Origin of the sequence: Longirhabdus pacifica (assembly GCF_004115085.1) — a bacterium.
Lineage (GTDB): Bacteria > Bacillota > Bacilli > Paenibacillales > DSM-105158 > Longirhabdus > Longirhabdus pacifica.
Genome location: NZ_QXJP01000002.1, coordinates 191850 through 210621 on the forward strand (window position 1 = coordinate 191850; position 18772 = coordinate 210621).

The following is an 18772-nucleotide window of genomic DNA, read 5'->3' on the forward strand; positions in this document are numbered from 1 at the left end:
ACGTTTGATGATTTAAGTATGTGCTTTTTGCAGCTACTTTATAACAGCTTTTGGATTTCCTCATGCATTTCAGAAGGTTTCGTTTTAGGCGCAAATCTCCCTACCACTTTACCATCACGATCAATTAAAAATTTAGTAAAATTCCACTTAATGCTCTTACTTCCTAATACGCCAGGTGCTTCGTTAGATAAGTACTTATAAAGTGGATCTGCATCTTTTCCATTCACGTCTACTTTGTCCATGACTGGAAAAGTAACACCATGATTAATCGTACAATATTCTTGAATTTGTTCATCATTGCCAGGCTCTTGGTTCCCGAATTGATTACATGGAAAAGCTAATATTTGAAAACCTTGATCCTTATATTGCTGATACATCTCTTCCAATTCACTATACTGTGGTGAGAAACCACATTTACTTGCTGTGTTCACAACAAGCAATACGTTGTCTTTATACTGCTCTAGTTCATGATCTTTTTTACGATAGGAAACATTATAATCATATATGGACAATATGCTCACACTCCATCGAATAATATTGATGCATAAATTCATTTTAAACTGTATTTAATTATAATGCAATTGCTGAATTTGCTCTATGCATGTCCATATCCACGCTTTTACGGGTTTTACTTGCTCACTAAAAAGTGGGTATTCCTTTTCTACAATCGTTTGTACATAAGGGTTAGCATGGGATAATGCATCTTCTAGACTAATGATCGCATTATAAAATTGCCATAACTGATAGATTGTTTCCTGTTGTTCATCCACCATTACATATACCTCCCTCAACGCTTGTTCTTTTTAACGAATTAATTATACCACTATAAAGAACGGAAGAGAATAAAAAAACCTCTAATATAGACAGTGAGCTGTCTTACATTAGAGGTAATATAAACGCGCTTTATTTCGTTCTATGTTGTTTTATTTCTATTCCCCATATATGACATACTGAGCGATGTTTTTAGAGTGGTCACCCATACGTTCTAAATTACTCAACATGTCTAAAAATACAGAACCCGAAGTTCCATTACATAGGTTTTGATTCAACCTCGCAATATGACGCTTTCTAAATATGCGCTCCATTTCATCTAACTTACTTTCATTTTCAAGCACGGTTTCTGCCAATTTCACATCGTCATTTTCCAACGCTTTCAGTGCATCTCCAATGGTCTTATCTGCAATGTCAATCATCTCTAGCAGTTCTGATAATGCGTTGTCAGAAAACGTGACTTTATTGTCAAATGAAAACTCAGCTAGTTCTACTATATTTTCTGTATGATCCCCAATACGCTCAATATCATTGATGGTTTGCATTAAGATAGAGTTTTTTGCGGATTCTTGTTCACTTAATGAATTTTGTTGTACTTGTACTAAATATTCGGTTGTTTTTTTGTCTAAATCGTTGATGATTTCTTCTTTTTGTATCGCAAGGTTTTTAATTTTGTCGTCTTTCGTTGTAAAGTACTGTTTCGCATCAATCAAGGAAGCACGTGCAATTTCACCCATTCTAACAATTTCATGCTGTGCCTGACCTAATGCTACAGATGGATTCTCCAGTAATCTTGGGTCAAGATACTTCGCTCCGAATTCGAGTTCATTTTTATTTCCAGGTATCATTTTGCTAACTAACAGAGCGAGCAAAGCAATGAATGGTAGCTGAATTAATGTATTCGAGACATTGAACATACCGTGTGCATATGCAATTTCCATACGTACGTCTGCATCTGTAAGTTCTCCAACCCATCCGACTGCCATAGCCACTAACGGCAACGCAAGCACGAATATAATCGTACCAATGATGTTGAAAACAACATGGGCAGCTGCAACACGTTTAGCTGCTACTGTCGTTCCTATTGCTGCTAATACTGCAGTAATTGTCGTTCCGATGTTGTCACCGAATAATACCGGCAATGATGATTTTAAATCAATGAGTCCTTCTGAAGCCATCGTTTGCAACACACCAATGGTAGCACTGGAACTCTGCACAATCATGGTGAATATTGCTCCAACGACAACACCAAGTACTGGTATGTCTGAGAATTGTGCGATAAAATCAACGAACACATCAAGTTCTCTAAGTGGTTTTACCCCACTACCCATCGTTTTTAATCCTAGGAACAACATCCCGAAACCAAAAATAACTTGTCCTATGTATTGTACTTTTTTGTTCTTGATAAAGAAAATTAAAATAGCTCCTGCTGCAATAATTGGCAAGGAGTATTCATCAATATCTACCCCAACTATAAATGCTGTAACCGTCGTTCCTATGTTTGCACCCATAATAACACCAATTGCTTGTCGTAACGTCATTAATCCTGCATTAACGAACCCGACAGCCATGACCGTCGTTCCTGAAGACGATTGTATAAGTATAGTGACAACAATACCGACTATTACTCCCATCACAGGGTTTGTCGTATACCTATCCAACAAACTACGCATGCGGTCACCAGCGGTTTTCTGCAATCCATCTGACATATACTTGATGCCGAATAGAAATATCCCTAAACCACCGATGAAATTAAAAATTATCGTTTGCCAATCCATCTCTGATTCTCCTCCATTGCGTCTCCTTATATTTCGACAAAAAACTAACCTCGCATATTATATCCAACTTTCAGCTGTTTGAAAAGGGAATATTAAGTTTTCGTAAATATTATATTTTTATCATTCTTTTTCAACTCATTATCTATGTAAAAGTATGTCCTATTCTTTTCATTTCATGATGTCGTGTATGGAATATTACGAATGAAAAACATCCCACCATGTATAGAAAAAGGCAGGATGTTACAGGCAAACAAATAATAAACATCATGGAGGAATAACCTTCATGTTAAGGTATGGAATGACAAGGACAAGTTAAAAGAACTATTTTTTAATTACTCCGCATGCCATCCGTGGACCACTGTTTCCTGAGGGGTCTGTTTTTCCATCGTCACCGTATTGATGCACCATGATGGATGTTCCGTTTTCTTCTATGATGGAATTCCACTTTCCTTTTTTCAGCGAAATGCGATCAGTAATGATTGAAATTTTAGTGTACCCACGATCGTTTCCTACAATATTCGGTAAATCACCCGCATGATTGCCATGCAATTGCTTACTCGGGTTATAGTGTCCTCCTGCTGTTACAAAATCAGGTGGCTCACACACACCATGTTCATGGATATGAAATCCATGCATCCCTTCCGATAAGTTGGCATGAAGATCAATTTGAACTCCTTCTTTATGCGTCGAAAAGGTAGCTGTTCCAACGATATGGCCTTGCTTGTCCATTAGTTCCGCTGTTATTTGCTCATCGTCGTGAAAGTTTACGTACACCATGGTGCCTAACATGATAACACTAAATATAAGTGCAACTATGAAGACCCGCTTCTTCACCACACACTCTCCCTTCATTTTTCTATGTAGCATGTAATTTACTGCCTTGTTGTTCAAAAAATAAGTCAATATAGTGTCATCAACATCATATGTACATTACGTTACAATCATGTCCTTTACATCAAAACAGGCCTGTATCTATTTCGATACAGACCTTTTCAGTGTTTTTTTGTACAACGGTATTAACAAGTAACCATGATTGCGCCTTCTCCTCCATATGTCCCTATGACTGGACCCATCGGTGAAATGATCACTTCTTGGAAAGCATGCTTCTCTAATATCATTTCAATCACTTTTTTTGCTCTGCTCTCACAATTGTAATGCGTAACAGAAAGAATGGAAGAATTAAACTCTTGCTTTACTTCCGAAATCTTTTCAACCATTTTCTTTAACGCCTTTTGACTACCTCTTAATTTATCTTCAATTTGTATTGTTCCTTCTGGTGAAGCCATCATCAACAGCTTAATATTAAGTAAAGAAGCAAATTTACCTCTCATCTTATCTAATCTTCCACCTTTAATGACATTTTCCAACGTATCTAAAACAAAATACGTTTTGGATTGCTCCACTTGCTTTATTACTTTTTCCAGCGTTTGTTTAAAATCCAGTTCTTCCTTTGCCCATTTTGCCGCTTTGTATGCAATCAGTCCTAGACCCATAGAAGCTGTTTTGGAATCAATGATGGCTATGTTTGCTTTTCTGCTTTCTTGTTGTATCATATCTTTTGCCATTAAGGCATGTTGATACGTGCTAGAAAGATTAGCAGAACAAGTAATGACAATCACACCCTCCGCATCCTCCGCACCAGTAATCGCTTCGTAAAACTGATGTGGCGAAGGACTAGATGTTGTTGGCAATTGATCTGCTGTTTTCATTTTTTCGTAATATACTGCAATATTTGTAGTCGAATCCATCTCTTCATCTTGAAAATGCACTCGAAGCGGCACAATGCTAATGTTGAACTCATTTATTATATGCTTTGGAAGATCTGCACTACCATCTGTAATTATTTTTACTGTCATCCCGTTACACTCTCCTCTTGAATGTTCTACACTCATCTTCTAAGTTGTATTCTATTATCATGCTTCATTCAACGTATCCATTTGTTGGTAAGCTACTTTCTTCTGACTTCGTTGAAATAAAAATCCAAGCAAGAAGAATGTAAGATAAAAACCAGCAAAACCATAAAACAAGCTATGTTTTGATACGAATTCCATCGAAAACCCTGTTAATGTCGGACCCATTAAACTTCCAGCACTAAACAATAAAGATGCGACTACATTTGCTGTAGGTAAAGCAGATTTAGGTAATATATCTGCAGCATAGGCAAGTCCTAATGAGAAGAATGAACCTACGCACCCACCAGCGATAATAAACAAAATAAATATGACTCCAAAAGAGCTAGGAACAAAAGGAACGAGTAAGAATGCTGTTCCACCTACAAGTGCCAATCCCATCAACACTTTCTTTCTACTTATCTTATCACTTAGCATACCAAGTGGGTATTGAAAAATCAGACCACCTGCACCGATTGCAAATAGCAAAAGAGACACCGCTGGCGCTTCAAAGCCAAGCACATTGATACCATAAATAGGAAAAATACCATTCATGCTCGCTTCCATGTATCCGTACAACAAGGCTGGAATAAGTGGAAACCATGCCAATCGGTATAAATAAGCATATTTATTTTTAGGTTTAGTGGACATATCTGCTTCTCGTTCGGTTTGAGGGAATTCATTAGATAATCCTCTAACGACAATAAAAGCAGCACCAAACAATACAGATAAGAGAACAAATGCGATCCATTGATTTAAAGCCAACAAATTGATCCCCAAAGGACCTACACTGAAACCTACTCCGTATGCCATGCCATATAAGGATATGGTACGTCCCCTTGTGGCAGCAGAGCTAGTAGACACAATCCATAATTGTACCGTGTAATGTAATATGCTATCCCCCACACCAATGAGCATACGTAATACAAACCAAAATGCTAAGGCATCCCATAGTGGAAATAAAATAGAGGCCACCATGACAATCAATGTACCTATCATGATCATTTTTTTATAACCATGGCGGAGAACCCATCTCTCTACAAAAAACATAGTACCAATAATACCGATATACAAACCTGCTGTATGAAAACCATTTAATGTTGAGGATAATCCTTGCTTTTCCAACAAAATGGTCAGCAAAGGAATGAGAAGTCCTTGATTTAAACCTGTAATAAAAATAATACTTACTAATATGAAAAACGTTCTTTTATTCATGACCGTAACCCTCATTTAATATTTAAAGTAATTGTATCTCATGCTGCGACTAGTTCTAGAAAGTAACAGTCGAATTGTATCGCTATTGGTATGCATCCACACACATTTACACACATCAATTTGACAATCTATAGATATAATCTATATCATGCCTCCAATAATCGTTATGAGTATAAATAAACTCCCATGGGGAATTGTATCATATGATGACATTAGGAAGGAAGATCAAAATATGGACAATATCCAAACAATTAGGACATGGTCACATGAGCACCAAGGAGAAACGATCCAAATACATAAGCAAGAAGGCACAGATATTGATGTGATTATCATGAATTTAGATCAAGTGATCTATGCACCGCTTGATCCTAATGATCTAGACAGCTACTTGCCACAATCCGCTATATACTTGCATGGAACAGGGACAATAGACACCGATTACCAACTGTTGCAAAGCGAATTGCCAAAAGATATTTATGTAGTTCCAATTGAAGGTATCCCTAACGTTGCCATCAACGGGAGTGTACTGCATATTCAAACGGAAAGAGCACATTATAAATTAACCAGCCTTCACCGATAAAACGACCTTACATAGTTGAACAATATATCTTCATGGGTTGCTTCATGTTATGCTCATGCATTAGTCCTTTGTTTGCATCACAAGCAACTCACCTGATTCCACAACAATCTCACCTTTGGAATCTACTAACTTGTTACTAATACCGAGTGATTGCCCAATATAAAGCGAAGCATCGTGCAATGGATATTGAAACCCGACCAACGTAATACCGGTCACTTCCATCGATAACGGGAGTAATGAAACATAGGGGTAGTTATCATTTTTTTTCAATATCGTCTTTTGATGCCGGTTTACGAGCCGTATATGATTGTGGTCATCTATGATGGAGCATACGATTTGTTTGTCTAACGCTATTTTTAATAGATGTACACTAGCAAAAACATGATCTAATCTAGTTCCAGTAACCCCTGTTAACATTATTTCTTGTGTCTCTGTTTCAATGGCGTGGTTCATGGCCATTTCCGTGTCAGTATAATCTTTCAAAACAGGGTCACAAGAAATAAATTTTTTACTACTTTTTTGAATGCGCTGTTTGTCGTTCTCCTCCACCGAATCAAAATCGCCAATAGCCAAATCTAACGTAATTCCATGATCAACAAGAAACTTTGCACCACGATCGGCACCGATGACAAAATCACCTTCATTTATATGGGAAAGAGCATGCTCACTTAAAAGTCCACCACTAAAAATAATAACTTTGTTATTCATTTTACATCTCCTATGTCCTTTTCTTTCATTTCTCCTTCATTATACATAAAAATATGACGATATAGAATGTATACATAAATGAAACCAGTGTATGAATGAAACAATATATTTTGTTAATTATTTAAACGTTGATTTTTATTTTTTTTAATGGTAACATTTAATAAACATTTAAAAATATATCTATTAAATCAGGAGGAATTGAAAGTTGAGAAAAAAAATACGTGCTGTTATTTCCATCATTGGCATCCTATTCGTCGTTTTTGCACTTTTCATTTATGAGGATAAAGTACAAGAAGAACTCGTAGTTTATTTAAACGATCACTTTTCTTCATATCAAATACAAGAAAGCGAGTTGTATCAATCTCTCTATGATGACTTCACCTCACTAGAAGAAATAGAGCAAAACACAAATGATTTTTTTGCTGAATTACGAGCCCTTGAACTTGAAACAGAAGAAGTACAAGAACTACATAATGTTTATGTAAAATCAGTGGAACTTATGTTTGGTACCTATGCTGATATTGACGGCATTTTTGATTACAAATCAAATGACGAAATATTAGCAGAATATAATGCAGGCATGGATCTATATAATGATGTTTTTATAGACTTGATGTATGATATAGCCACTGATCATGATGTATATTACGAGACGACACACATAGATGGTTCTACAAATGGATCTGTAACCTATGAAGCTGAAACCGGAAATAATCTTTTGAATATTTTAAATGGATGGTAAGATACGTGCATCTTCCAAAACACCTTTCATTGAAAGGTGTTTTTGTATGTAGAAACTTATACATTCATTTTTTTGTGATATACTGATTGGGAATAACGAAATGATTTAAAGCATACAGCAGATAGGATGACTTATTTTGAAAGAAAAGCAAGTTCCCATTTGGGTCAAAGCATTTTTCGGTAAAAGATTAATAAAAACAGCGCTTGCTGTCTTTATTACCGCTAGTATATGTCAGTTACTAGGATGGCCTGTTATTTTCGCTGTTATTGCTGCCATTGTGACGATTGAGCCCACTGTAAGCTCATCCATTGTAAAAGGAAAAGTAAGACTTCCAGCTGCAGCACTTGGAGCTGGCTTAGCTATGTTTTTTGATTCTGTATTAGGTGGAAATCCGCTTAGTTATAGTTTGTCTGCTTTTTTCACTATTTTTATTTGTCATAGGTTGAAATGGGACGATGCCATTATTGTAGCAACCTTAACCGCGATGAATATGATATCAGTTACAGAAGATCATCATTTTTTAAGCTTCCTCACTAGATTAGGAACAACGTCTACAGGCATTATTGTGTCGATTGCCGTCAACTTTTTAGTATTTCCTCCTAATTTCATGAAGAAGATTAGTTCCTCTTATGAGCAATTATTTTGTAAAACAAAAGAGCTTGTGGAGCAAAGCCTCCGCTATCAAATATATGGGACAGGCAGTCGAAAGAAGCTAGAATCTGAGTTAGATCAACTGCTAAAAGAGCTAGCAAACATTCAACAACTTATTGACTTTCAACATGAAGAATATCGCTATCATAGAAAAAAGAAGCAACCATTTATTAAATTAATGCGATTGCAACAAAAATTAAGCATCATACAAAAAACCGCTTTTCATATTGGGGATATTCTTTCTATAAATCACCATAGTGGTGACGATATCTCCACTAAAGAAAAAGAAATATTATGGTCTGCGTGGGAAGTCATCCATCATCATATTGACGATCCAACATTTCAATCTAAGGACATGCAGAAAAAAGTTCATGAATGTATTACGACTTTACTTTCCATGTTTCACAGTCCGTCGTCTATTCAAGAAGATACATATACCCTAAGTAAATCAAGCTCTATTGCATATGAAATATTAGCGATTCACACTTTATTTTCTAGAAAAAAAACAATGCACTATACTGCATCATTATAGTGTTCAACCCCTTAGCAGCATGCTTTTTCTCCACAGAGAAAGCATGTTTTTTCGTATATTTATGCTTAAAATGTAGCATCGTACCATTAACATTTTATGTGTTTTTAAAAAAAGTGGATTATAATCCAAACACTTTACATATTATTGCATAGACTGAATTTAGTTTGACGAAAGGAGAGTTAAATTTTTTGGAGAGATACCTTCGTTTATTTCCACTGTTTTTATTTGGATACTGTTATTACGAAAACAGACTAACATCAAATGCAATCACGGAGTATTACCATATAGAATATAAAAGGCTTACTCCATCATCTAAACCAACCAGCTTAAACCATCATATTTTATACTAAACAATGTCCAGTTACCATTTTCATGTTGGTGCATGTTTTGTCATGCATACTAATCGCCGTGCGCACAGCATTGAATTTGGCAAGTATAGCTTTTCATTACTAGAAAAGTAAACTTACTAGAGAGAGAAGCATTGCTCCAGAAGCATCTGCTTTCTCTCTAAAACGTTTTTTTAAAAAAATAATCGAAAAAACAATGTTTTTGTATTATGATGTATACATACACAAACTAACTTTATAAAGAGATGAGATGATCAACATAGAAGACATCAGTATGTATACCGTGTTGTTTTTAATTTTAACTGGATTTTTAGCTGGCTTCATTGATTCGATTGTTGGTGGAGGAGGTCTCATAGCAACTCCTGCACTACTATTAACAGGCTTACCTCCTAGTGTTGCTTTAGGCACAAACAAATTATCTGCTACGGTTGGTTCCTTAACCAGCTCCATTGTTTTTATTAGATCAGGGAAAGTAAATATGAAATTGGTTTCTATTTTATTCCCACTTTCTCTTTGTGGCGCAGTGTTGGGTGTTTTTCTTGTAAGTATACTATCCGCTGAGGATTTGAAAATAATTATACTAGTGTTACTAACTGTTGTGTCCGTTTACACGGTTGCAAAAAAAGATTGGGGAACGACTTCTACATATAAAAAATTAACAGTAAAAACAGCAGTATTATTCGGAATCTTAATGTTTTCTATTGGATTTTACGATGGATTTATCGGTGGCGGTACCGGGTCGCTATTAATTTTTGCTTTTTTGTTTGTTGGATTTGATTTTGTACATGCAGCAGGAAATGCTAAAATATTGAATTTTGCTAGTAACATAGCTGCCCTGATTACTTTTATGTATCTTGATTCTGTTCATTACGGTTATGGTATTCCACTCGCCATGGCGATGTTTTTAGGATCTTTGTGTGGTGCTAGATTAGCAATAACAAAAGGAACATCGTTTATAAAAGTCGTTTTCATCACTGTTTCTATTGCTTTAATTGCCAAAAATGCATGGGACATGCTTCATTAAAAATGATGGTATCAAAAAATGCAAGCGCGGATCTCATTGCTATACATGATCCAAACATCATCCATGACAGCAATCATGACAGCAACATGATCCAGTTCTTGCATCGTTATGCTTTAACATCAATGTAAATAGCATTAGAATATTAAATGTCTCCCCAATTAAGTCTACTGTGGTTGAGGGCATCATGGTAAAATCCATGCGCTCCAACACGTACTCTTTTTGCTCCATTGCATCTTTTACTTCTTCACACTGTTCTGGAGACGTTGTAATTTCCATTCTGCCTTCTTCTGCTACAACATCTTCTGCGGCTGCTTTCAGAGCCTCCATCATTACTGTATTTTCATATATCTCATTTTTTTCCATTATTGATGCTAGTATATTTTATTTTTGTACGCAAACGACTTGAATCCTGTATAAACTACAAAAAACTCTTGACATTGAAGTAGGTTACAAGTTTACAATGTATTTAAATACTAATTTTCCTCATATCAATAAATTAAACCTCAGCATAATCTTAGCGTCCTATGTTTAAGTAGATTAAATTAAAAAATTCAAAAGATTATACCGAGTGCATGAAAGCAGTAAGCTGATTATCATTTACATGATGAAAGCGATTTTTATGTAAAGTAAAGCTAAATATGTTTATAAAATAAGATTGGATAAGTGGGGGTTTACATGAGCAAAGCTACGCTAGAGAATAAATTTAAAATTGGTGAAGTCTCCAAGATGTATTCTATTCCTCAATCAACATTACGCTTCTATGATAAAAAAGGAATCTTTCAACCAGAATTCATTGATGAGAATAGTAATTATCGATACTATACGATGGAACAATTAATCATGTTAGATACGATCAAATTTATGAGGAAAATCGGTTTTTCTGTAAAAGACATTCAAGATTATATTAATAATCTCACCTTAGAAGAGACACAAAAACTGTTACAAGCAAAATTAACCGATTTACAAACCGAAATGGAAGCCATACAAGAAACCGCAACGATATTAGAGAAAAAAGTAGCTCTAATCCAATTTGCCAAACAATTGCGGGAACAAAACGAAGTAACTTATGAGTTTATACCAGAAAGAACGATTCATGTCGTGAATACCATTCCTACTATGAATCCAAAAACGCATTACTCTCTTTATGTTCGTGAGCTTAAGAATAGTATCCCATTAAATAATGTCGACTTTTTTACAGGAGATATCGGTATTGTAACGATGAAAGAAGATCTAAGATTAAAACGATCCCCGCAATATAAAGGTATTTTTTATTTGTGTGATCAGACTACACATCAATGTGAAGGAGAAACAAAACTTCCAGCAGGATTATTTGCTTGTTATCCTCATCATGGCAGTCAAGATACGATGGATCACTCCTATAAAAAAATACTAAGTGATTTGGATAAGAGAAACTACGATATTATTGGTGATGGCGTAGAGTTAACGGTTATAGATAAATACGCAACAAAAGATCAGAGCGAGCTCATTACACTGATACAAATACCAATTAAAAATCGAATCGTTTAAAACAAATATATGTTTTTTGTAGGTTTCATTTCAATTCCAACAAAAATAAATACACATTAAAACACTTACATAGAGGATGTACACATTTTTTCGTTATTTTACACTTCATCCTAACACAACATCTTTCTCACTTTCATACAATAAGATATAGATGAAAGTGAGGATGGATTCATGCGAAATAAAATAGACCAAACTATCAATCAAATGCTTACCCAACTTGTTAACGAGCAATCAACAGATGGTACATGGAGATATTGTTTCGAACTTGGTGTCACCATGGATGCTTATATGATTATCTTATTGCGCTCTCTGCAAATACAGGATGAGGTTACCATTCAACGTTTATGTCATCGTATTTTTTCTAAGCAACAAGCAAATGGTAGTTGGAAAGTTTTTCCTGATGAAAAAGGTGGAAACTTAGAAGCTTCAGTAGAAGCATATTATGCACTGTTATACTCTCACTATGTCAAAGCAGATGATCCACGCATGCTACGTGCGAAACAATTCATCTTGTCCAGGGGAGGCTTAAACAAAGTTAAAAGCTTAATGACACAAATGATACTCGCTGTCACTGGACAATACTCATGGGATAGATTCCCACCTATTCCAATTGAAATGATGATTCTTCCAACCAACTCACCAATACACTTCTATGATTTTTCCGGGTATGCTAGAGTACATATCGCTTCCCTTCTTATTCTTTATACGAAAAAATTTGCTATCGTTCATCCTAGTACACCCCAAATTCAAGATATGATTGACAATGCTATAGCCACACGACCTTTCAATACATCACAGCGAAAATCATCTACAAAATTCCCGCATGTATTGATGTCAAACATTAAAACATATATTAAACAATTATCTGTCAAGCCTGAGCAGCTTCGAAGTAAAGCCATGAAAGCTGCGGAAAGATTTTTATTAGAAAGAATTGAAGGTGACGGGACTTTATACAGCTATGCAAGCAGCACTTTTTTAATGGTTTATGCTTTGTCTTCATTAGGATATAAAAAAGATCATTCTGTCATAAAACATGCAATACAAGGGCTTTACAGTATGGCATGCTGTGGTGATCAGACGGTAATGATTCAAAATTCCCCTTCCACCGTATGGGACACTGCCCTGATACATTATGCGATGCAACAAGCTGGTGTACAGGAGCATCATCCAAGTTTAGAGCGTGCCAAGCATTATTTAACTTTACGCCAACATCACAAAATCAGTGACTGGGGTCGGCGATTAAAACATCCACAAGCTGGAGGTTGGGGATTTTCCGATTCAAATACCATCAATCCCGATGTCGACACCACGACAGCCACCTTAAGAGCATTGCATGCATACTCCAGCAATGACACAGATATTAGAAAAGCCGCTCACAGAGGGTTTCAATGGATGCGATCCATGCAAAATAAAGATGGAGGATGGCCAGCGTTTGAAAAAGAAACAAATAAAAAGGTGCTGAAATGGATTCCTTTACATGGCGCACAGCATGCAGCTGTTGATTTGTCTTGCGCTGATTTAACAGGCAGAGCACTTGAATATTTAGGGAATTTTGCAGCATTAACGAATAGCGAGGATTTTGTTGCAAAAGCTGTTCGTTGGTTGTATGACCATCAAGAAATGAACGGTTCATGGTACGGTAGATGGGGCATTTGCTATATTTACGGTACATGGGCAGCACTAACAGGTTTAATGGCGGTACAAGAGAAAAAAGATCATCCCTGTGTTCAAAGAGCAGTCAACTGGCTGTTGAAAATACAACATCATGATGGGGGCTGGGGTGAATCTTGTGTCAGTGATCAGCGAGCCAAATACGTTCCTTTAGCCTACTCTACTCTTTCCCATAGTGCTTGGGCCGTCGATGCATTAATTGCCACACATGACAAGCCTATCGATGCGATAGAAAAGGGAATACAGTATCTTATCGATCATATACCACATGAGAAAAATGATATTTATCCTACAGGAGGTGCTTTACCAGGTATTTTTTATATTCGTTATTACAGTTACAATAAAATTTGGCCACTGTTAGCTTTAGCCCACTACAAGAAAAAATTTGGTGCATCATAAATGGTTTCTCAACATAAAGTTAACCATATATTATGATGCTCACAGCTTACAAGCTTTCATAAAATGTGTTACACTTTTTTGGGACAACCGTATTCATACTGGATTTATCAACATATGAAAGTGAGGACATCGTTATGGAACGCCATGAAACATCACTGGGTCATAGGCTAGGTAGCTTATTATGGGAAAGTACGAAGTTAGGATTCACTTCATTTGGAGGCCCCATTGCCCACTTAGCTTTTTTTAGAGAAAGCTATGTACATAGAAAAAAATGGTTAGATGAGAAATCTTATGCTGACACGATTGCACTAGCACAATTTTTACCTGGCCCCTCAAGTAGCCAAGTCGGTATCGCCATCGGCATGATGCGTGGAGGATGGCTTGGAGGCATCATATCTTGGATTGGGTTCACCCTCCCTTCTATTTTGTTACTCGTCCTGTTCGCATATTTAACAAATTTTTATGATGTGCAGCAAGCAGGCTGGTTGTCTGGTTTAAAAATTGCAGCGGTGGCGGTCGTCATTCAAGCGATTATCGGTATGAGTAAAAATTTAACACCGGACAAGCCACGTATTGCCATAGCGATGATTACGGCTAGCTTTGTTCTTATTTCACCTACAGTATCGATACAATTATTACTTATTTTGTTAGCAGCTATCATCGGTTATTTCACTTTTAAAAACAAAGTAAAAGAACCCGCACATTCAACAGATATACCATTCTCTGTTAACAAAATAGCAGGTGTCATTGCGCTAATATTATTTTTTGCTTTATTATTGGTTCTCCCGATACTAAGCCGCACTTTTCCAAACTTTTATTTACAACTATTTGATACATTTTATCGTGTAGGATCTATCGTGTTTGGCGGCGGTCACGTGGTATTACCTTTATTGGAAAGGGAAGTGGTTCCTTCTGGTTGGATTACGGAAGAAGCTTTTCTTGCTGGATATGGAGCAGCGCAAGCAATACCAGGACCATTATTCACGTTTGCCAGTTATTTAGGTATGGTCATTAGTGGATGGAAAGGTGCTGTTATTGCTACGGTAGCTATTTTCCTCCCTTCTTTCTTACTTATTATTGGCTTGCTGCCATTTTGGAACAGTGTAAGAAAACGCAAAAACGTGCAAGCAGCTTTAATGGGTGTGAATGCAGCAGTAGTAGGTATTTTGTTGGCAGCATTATACGATCCCATTTGGACGACTTCCATCAACGATGCAAAAGATTTTGTACTGGCTCTATTCACTTTTGCTTTGCTGATGGTATGGAAATTTCCAGCATGGTTTGTTGTTGCTTTTGCAGCGGCTGGCGGTGCACTCATGTCCTATATATAAATATAAAAACGCCCTTAAAAGTTAGTTTTGTTACTCTAACTTTTAGGGGCTGTATTGTATCCACCTACAATTCAGGTTGTTGTCTTTGACAGCTAAATTTTACACTTAGTTCGCTATGTCCACACCATCATCATTTGTGTGGAATGTATTTTGTTTTTGTTTCTCTGTCACATCACTGTATACCTCTAGCGTTTTATGGGCAATGTGATCCCATCTGTAGTCACTTTTCACTTTTTCATATGCTGCATGGGCTAGAGCATCCCTCCATGCGTGATGTTGTAACATATGAATAATACTAGAAGCTAGCGCTTTTATATCGTGCGATGGCACTTTTACTCCTGTTTGATCATGTTCTACGAGCTCACTTAATCCCCCTACATCAGAAACGATAACAGGAACATTAGCAGCCATGGACTCTAGTGCAACAATACCAAATGGTTCATAGAGACTTGGAAAAACGCTGATGGTGGCCTTGCGAAATAAATGGTAACGATCTTCTTCATCGGCAAAACCAAAAAACTTCACTCTGTCATGTAACCCTGCCGATTGTACTTGCTGATGTAAATGTTCTTCCATGGGTCCCGTTCCAGCTATCATGAATTTTGCATTGGGAACGTGTGCTAATATGTCCGGCACACTTTGTAACAGAATATGCACTCCCTTTTCCCTTACCAATCTTCCAATAAAGAAAACAATGGGATCATCGCTCCAATCTTCCATATACGTTTTGTTAGAATCGACATGGTGCTCAACATTAATGCCATTAGGTATAGTCCTAATTTTACTCTCATGAATGCCGTAAACATGTTTAATTTCTTCGTACATTGATTTGCTACAGCAAATGACTTTTTGTGATTGTCTCATTAGCTTACTCTCTTGAGCAAATATTTTCTCCTGTAAACTTGTGAAAATGCCTTGATTCCTCCCATGTTCTGTAGCATGTATTGTACAAACTAATGGAATTTTCAATTCTTCTTGCAGCTGCGTCGCAGCATAAGAAACTAGCCAGTCGTGACCATGAATCATATCAAAAGTAAATCCATAAGAGAAGAGCTCCATCGCTTTATCATACATTGCAATGTTCAACTGAAATACCCAATCTATAAATTCATGATCATCGGATTGCAAAGGTAAACAGCGATGTACGTGTACACCATGTACCCATTCATAAGCCTCGCTATCTTGACTATGACAGGTGACAACATGAACCTCTACATCTTTGTTTGCCAATTGGCGGGTAAGCTCATAAACATGCGCGGATATGCCACCGATGACAAGTGGTGGAAATTCCCAAGAAAGTACAATGACTCTAGATTTCTTATCGTTTACCTTTCTCATCTCTCCCATTGTTTGAAAGTGAGAAAGATTAACTTTTATTGCAATTCGATCTAGAGACTCTATTTCTTGCAGTATGACTGCATCTATTTGTTGACTTGCTAATTGATCCACTAAATAATAAAATCGTTCTGAATGCAAATTCATTCTTCTCATGGCATATTCTACCGTCGTTTCATTATCCAAAATAAAAGCCCAGTCGCTACTTTGTAATAAAAATAATTCGCGAGCACATTGTTCCAACACTCGTTTTTCCAAGTCAGTAGGGTGTATATAATGGTTTACTAACTCCATCATTTTATATTCCATGTCATGCAATTTGGGATAAATAAAACAGTTTTTATGGTTCAGCCAAACTTCACCATGTCCATTTCTTCCCCAAGTTGAAAACGTTAATTCGGTTCTGTTTTTTGTAATGTGATGTTCTAAATAACGGGAAGGAGAAGACATTTGTACCGATGGATGTGTTGCAATATTCCTACATAATTGCTCAATCCACTGGGGACCTTCATACCACCAATGACCGAACAATTCAGCGTCAAACGCAGCCGTAATGAGTGGAGTTGCTACATCTTTGTCGTTATGCTCGTACTGTGCCAGCAAGTGAGTATAGTGTTCTGCATGCTGCATTATTTTTTGTTTGGCTATCACAGGATTGTACCAATCCTTATGTTCTTTTCCAGTAATCCGATGATACTTCAACCCTGTATTCAAGCGAATGCCAGATGGGTGAAGAAATGGCTTGATGTAATTTTCTTCTGCATCAAAACCAAGATCACGATAATATTCACGATAATCTGCATCGCCAGGATATCCTTCTAATAGACTCCACACTTGCCTGCATAGTTTATCATCTCGAATGAGAGAAACAATGCCTTTTGGTGTGACAACAGGAGATACGTAAGAGGATGCTTTTTCTTTTTCGTTTTCGTTTTGATAGATGCTATGACTGTCTGTATACATATATTGAATGCCGACCTCGAGTAACAACTCTTCCAATGCTTGTTCATAGGCGCATTCTGGCAGCCATATGCCTTTCGGTCTAGAACCAAATGCTTCTACAAACTCGTCAATACCATGTTGAATTTGTGCTCTCTTGCCTTCTTTTGAATGAATGTATGGCAGAAAAGCGTGCGTAATAGAGGTCGTAATGAGCTCTAGATGACCAAGCTTTTCAAAGGAATGAAATGCCGCTAACAAGTCACGGTTCCATTTTGTACAATACGAGACTTTTAACTGTTTGAAATGTTCGTAGTAATGCATGATTAACGAGGGAGGAGCTTTTGTATTTCCGTACACTTCCAATTCCCTTTCCACAAGTTTAATGGTTTGATCTAAATACTGTATATATCTTTCTTGTAATTCTTTCATTTTCAACATCGTGATTAGTGGCGGAGAAATAGATAACGAAATTTGAAAAGGAATCTCATCGATCACTAATCTTTCAAATGTATCTAATAACGGCAAATAACATTCTGTTATGGCTTCAAACAACCATCTCTCTTCTATTGCTTTTTCATTTTGTCCATGAAAAACATAAGGCAAGTGGGCATGTAACATCAAATTAAAGGTTTTCATCAATATCTATGTTCCACTCCTTCTATATAAAATAAAGAACCTGATTGCCCTGAGTAGTAGGTTATATATATTTAACTTTCATATCTTTATGAAAATATGACTTGAACCTCTTTTATTCTTATTTTGTTATTTATTTCGTCAGGTTGTATCCTGTAAATTTACGGAACCAACTTGCGTTTCTTCTGTAATCCCTCCATATTGGCTGCTTATATAGCACATTGCTAGGGTAAGCTTTTGCAGGTGCTCCTTTTCTTCTTCGTATACTATTAGAGGGTAATGTAACGACATTAGATCGCAATAACGTAAAGATTTTTTCATCAGTACATTTATCAATTCCAAAATCAATATAATAAAATTGATCCGGAACCAGATTAAAAATAAAAAAATGATCATCTTCTTTCTGAATGTTCATATCCCAATGTTGCAGCTTTCCATTTGCTACATTGGCATCTTCACTTTTGTACAATCTGAGTTTAAAATCTAGTTCATTCCAGTTGGATTGAAAATATTGTCCCATCCACTTTTTTGTTTTTTCTTCTACCTCCCAGTACGTGAAAAGACATGCACTGTCTCTAGGCATCAACACCATACGATTACTCATGTAGCATGTTCCCCTCTCCAAATATGAAATTATAATATTGTATGAGCAAAAAGAATGCGATATACGCTTACAAACACAAAAAAACCTTTCAAT

17 protein-coding genes are annotated in these 18772 nt (G+C 36.5%); 7 read left to right on the plus strand and 10 right to left on the minus strand.

Going from position 1 to position 18772, the window contains the following annotated elements:
* Nucleotides 1–38: 38 nt before the first annotated feature.
* From D1Z92_RS02295 to D1Z92_RS02320, 6 genes are all read right to left on the minus strand, one after another.
* Nucleotides 39–512, minus strand: coding sequence for a glutathione peroxidase (locus D1Z92_RS02295; protein WP_128894035.1), 474 nt, complete (start codon nt 510–512; stop codon nt 39–41).
* Between the two features lie 54 nt (nt 513–566).
* Nucleotides 567–773, minus strand: coding sequence for a hypothetical protein (locus tag D1Z92_RS02300; RefSeq protein WP_128894036.1), 207 nt, complete (start codon nt 771–773; stop codon nt 567–569).
* Nucleotides 774–929: 156 nt separating this feature from the next.
* Nucleotides 930–2549 carry a Na/Pi cotransporter family protein gene (locus tag D1Z92_RS02305; protein ID WP_128894037.1) on the minus strand — a complete coding sequence of 540 codons (1620 nt, stop codon included), beginning with the start codon at nt 2547–2549 and terminating at the stop codon, nt 930–932.
* Between the two features lie 321 nt (nt 2550–2870).
* On the minus strand, nt 2871–3383 hold the full coding sequence (locus D1Z92_RS02310) for a superoxide dismutase family protein (RefSeq protein WP_164931411.1): 513 nt from the start codon (nt 3381–3383) through the stop codon (nt 2871–2873).
* Between the two features lie 182 nt (nt 3384–3565).
* Nucleotides 3566–4405 carry a DegV family protein gene (locus D1Z92_RS02315; RefSeq protein ID WP_164931412.1) on the minus strand — a complete coding sequence of 280 codons (840 nt, stop codon included), beginning with the start codon at nt 4403–4405 and terminating at the stop codon, nt 3566–3568.
* A 57-nt stretch (nt 4406–4462) separates the two neighbouring features.
* The gene (locus tag D1Z92_RS02320; protein WP_128894040.1) at nt 4463–5653 is read right to left on the minus strand and encodes an MFS transporter; all 1191 of its coding nucleotides are present in this window, start codon (nt 5651–5653) and stop codon (nt 4463–4465) included.
* 232 nt (nt 5654–5885) lie between these two features.
* Here D1Z92_RS02320 and ymzB point away from each other — a divergent pair, with 232 nt between their 5' ends.
* On the plus strand, nt 5886–6233 hold the full coding sequence (gene ymzB / locus D1Z92_RS02325; protein WP_128894041.1) for a protein YmzB: 348 nt from the start codon (nt 5886–5888) through the stop codon (nt 6231–6233).
* Between the two features lie 60 nt (nt 6234–6293).
* Here ymzB and D1Z92_RS02330 read toward each other — a convergent pair whose 3' ends face one another.
* Nucleotides 6294–6941 carry a thiamine diphosphokinase gene (locus tag D1Z92_RS02330; RefSeq protein WP_128894042.1) on the minus strand — a complete coding sequence of 216 codons (648 nt, stop codon included), beginning with the start codon at nt 6939–6941 and terminating at the stop codon, nt 6294–6296.
* 205 nt (nt 6942–7146) lie between these two features.
* Here D1Z92_RS02330 and D1Z92_RS02335 point away from each other — a divergent pair, with 205 nt between their 5' ends.
* The 3 genes from D1Z92_RS02335 to D1Z92_RS02345 all read left to right on the plus strand — a co-directional run bounded on the left by D1Z92_RS02335 (nt 7147) and on the right by D1Z92_RS02345 (nt 10237).
* A complete protein-coding gene (locus D1Z92_RS02335; RefSeq protein WP_128894043.1) occupies nt 7147–7683 on the plus strand; it encodes a hypothetical protein in 537 nt (178 codons plus the stop codon).
* A gap of 136 nt (nt 7684–7819) precedes the next feature.
* Nucleotides 7820–8866, plus strand: coding sequence for an FUSC family protein (locus D1Z92_RS02340; protein WP_164931413.1), 1047 nt, complete (start codon nt 7820–7822; stop codon nt 8864–8866).
* A gap of 597 nt (nt 8867–9463) precedes the next feature.
* Complete coding sequence (locus tag D1Z92_RS02345) at nt 9464–10237, plus strand: sulfite exporter TauE/SafE family protein (RefSeq protein WP_306438801.1); 774 nt, start codon at nt 9464–9466, stop codon at nt 10235–10237.
* A gap of 57 nt (nt 10238–10294) precedes the next feature.
* Here the strand turns inward: D1Z92_RS02345 and D1Z92_RS02350 are convergent, their stop codons facing one another.
* On the minus strand, nt 10295–10600 hold the full coding sequence (locus tag D1Z92_RS02350; protein ID WP_128894045.1) for a YebC/PmpR family DNA-binding transcriptional regulator: 306 nt from the start codon (nt 10598–10600) through the stop codon (nt 10295–10297).
* 312 nt (nt 10601–10912) lie between these two features.
* Between D1Z92_RS02350 and D1Z92_RS02355 the strand changes: the two genes are divergently transcribed.
* The 3 genes from D1Z92_RS02355 (at nt 10913) to D1Z92_RS02365 (ending at nt 15165) form a co-directional block, all read left to right on the plus strand.
* Nucleotides 10913–11764: a MerR family transcriptional regulator gene (locus tag D1Z92_RS02355; protein WP_128894046.1), complete on the plus strand. Its 852-nt coding sequence runs from the start codon at nt 10913–10915 to the stop codon at nt 11762–11764.
* 171 nt (nt 11765–11935) lie between these two features.
* Nucleotides 11936–13834 carry a squalene--hopene cyclase gene (gene shc, locus D1Z92_RS02360; RefSeq protein ID WP_128894047.1) on the plus strand — a complete coding sequence of 633 codons (1899 nt, stop codon included), beginning with the start codon at nt 11936–11938 and terminating at the stop codon, nt 13832–13834.
* A 134-nt stretch (nt 13835–13968) separates the two neighbouring features.
* Nucleotides 13969–15165 (plus strand): chromate transporter, encoded by a 1197-nt coding sequence (locus D1Z92_RS02365; protein WP_128894048.1) that lies wholly within the window; start codon nt 13969–13971, stop codon nt 15163–15165.
* Between the two features lie 105 nt (nt 15166–15270).
* On the opposite strand, the gene D1Z92_RS02370 is transcribed toward D1Z92_RS02365, so the two are convergent.
* The gene (locus D1Z92_RS02370; protein WP_240666542.1) at nt 15271–18078 is read right to left on the minus strand and encodes a 1,4-alpha-glucan branching protein domain-containing protein; all 2808 of its coding nucleotides are present in this window, start codon (nt 18076–18078) and stop codon (nt 15271–15273) included.
* Between the two features lie 130 nt (nt 18079–18208).
* Nucleotides 18209–18679: a DUF4912 domain-containing protein gene (locus D1Z92_RS02375; protein ID WP_128894050.1), complete on the minus strand. Its 471-nt coding sequence runs from the start codon at nt 18677–18679 to the stop codon at nt 18209–18211.
* Nucleotides 18680–18772: the final 93 nt, after the last annotated feature.

Coding starts and splice junctions, on each gene's coding strand:
- ymzB (WP_128894041.1), top strand. CDS start 5,886: ATGGACAATATCCAAACAATTAGGACATGGTCACATGAGCACCAAGGA.
- D1Z92_RS02365 (WP_128894048.1), top strand. CDS start 13,969: ATGGAACGCCATGAAACATCACTGGGTCATAGGCTAGGTAGCTTATTA.
- D1Z92_RS02300 (WP_128894036.1), bottom strand. CDS start 773: ATGGTGGATGAACAACAGGAAACAATCTATCAGTTATGGCAATTTTAT.
- D1Z92_RS02305 (WP_128894037.1), bottom strand. CDS start 2,549: ATGGATTGGCAAACGATAATTTTTAATTTCATCGGTGGTTTAGGGATA.
- D1Z92_RS02345 (WP_306438801.1), top strand. CDS start 9,464: ATGATCAACATAGAAGACATCAGTATGTATACCGTGTTGTTTTTAATT.
- D1Z92_RS02355 (WP_128894046.1), top strand. CDS start 10,913: ATGAGCAAAGCTACGCTAGAGAATAAATTTAAAATTGGTGAAGTCTCC.
- D1Z92_RS02375 (WP_128894050.1), bottom strand. CDS start 18,679: ATGAGTAATCGTATGGTGTTGATGCCTAGAGACAGTGCATGTCTTTTC.
- D1Z92_RS02320 (WP_128894040.1), bottom strand. CDS start 5,653: ATGAATAAAAGAACGTTTTTCATATTAGTAAGTATTATTTTTATTACA.
- D1Z92_RS02370 (WP_240666542.1), bottom strand. CDS start 18,078: ATGAAAACCTTTAATTTGATGTTACATGCCCACTTGCCTTATGTTTTT.
- shc (WP_128894047.1), top strand. CDS start 11,936: ATGCGAAATAAAATAGACCAAACTATCAATCAAATGCTTACCCAACTT.
- D1Z92_RS02330 (WP_128894042.1), bottom strand. CDS start 6,941: ATGAATAACAAAGTTATTATTTTTAGTGGTGGACTTTTAAGTGAGCAT.
- D1Z92_RS02350 (WP_128894045.1), bottom strand. CDS start 10,600: ATGGAAAAAAATGAGATATATGAAAATACAGTAATGATGGAGGCTCTG.
- D1Z92_RS02315 (WP_164931412.1), bottom strand. CDS start 4,405: ATGACAGTAAAAATAATTACAGATGGTAGTGCAGATCTTCCAAAGCAT.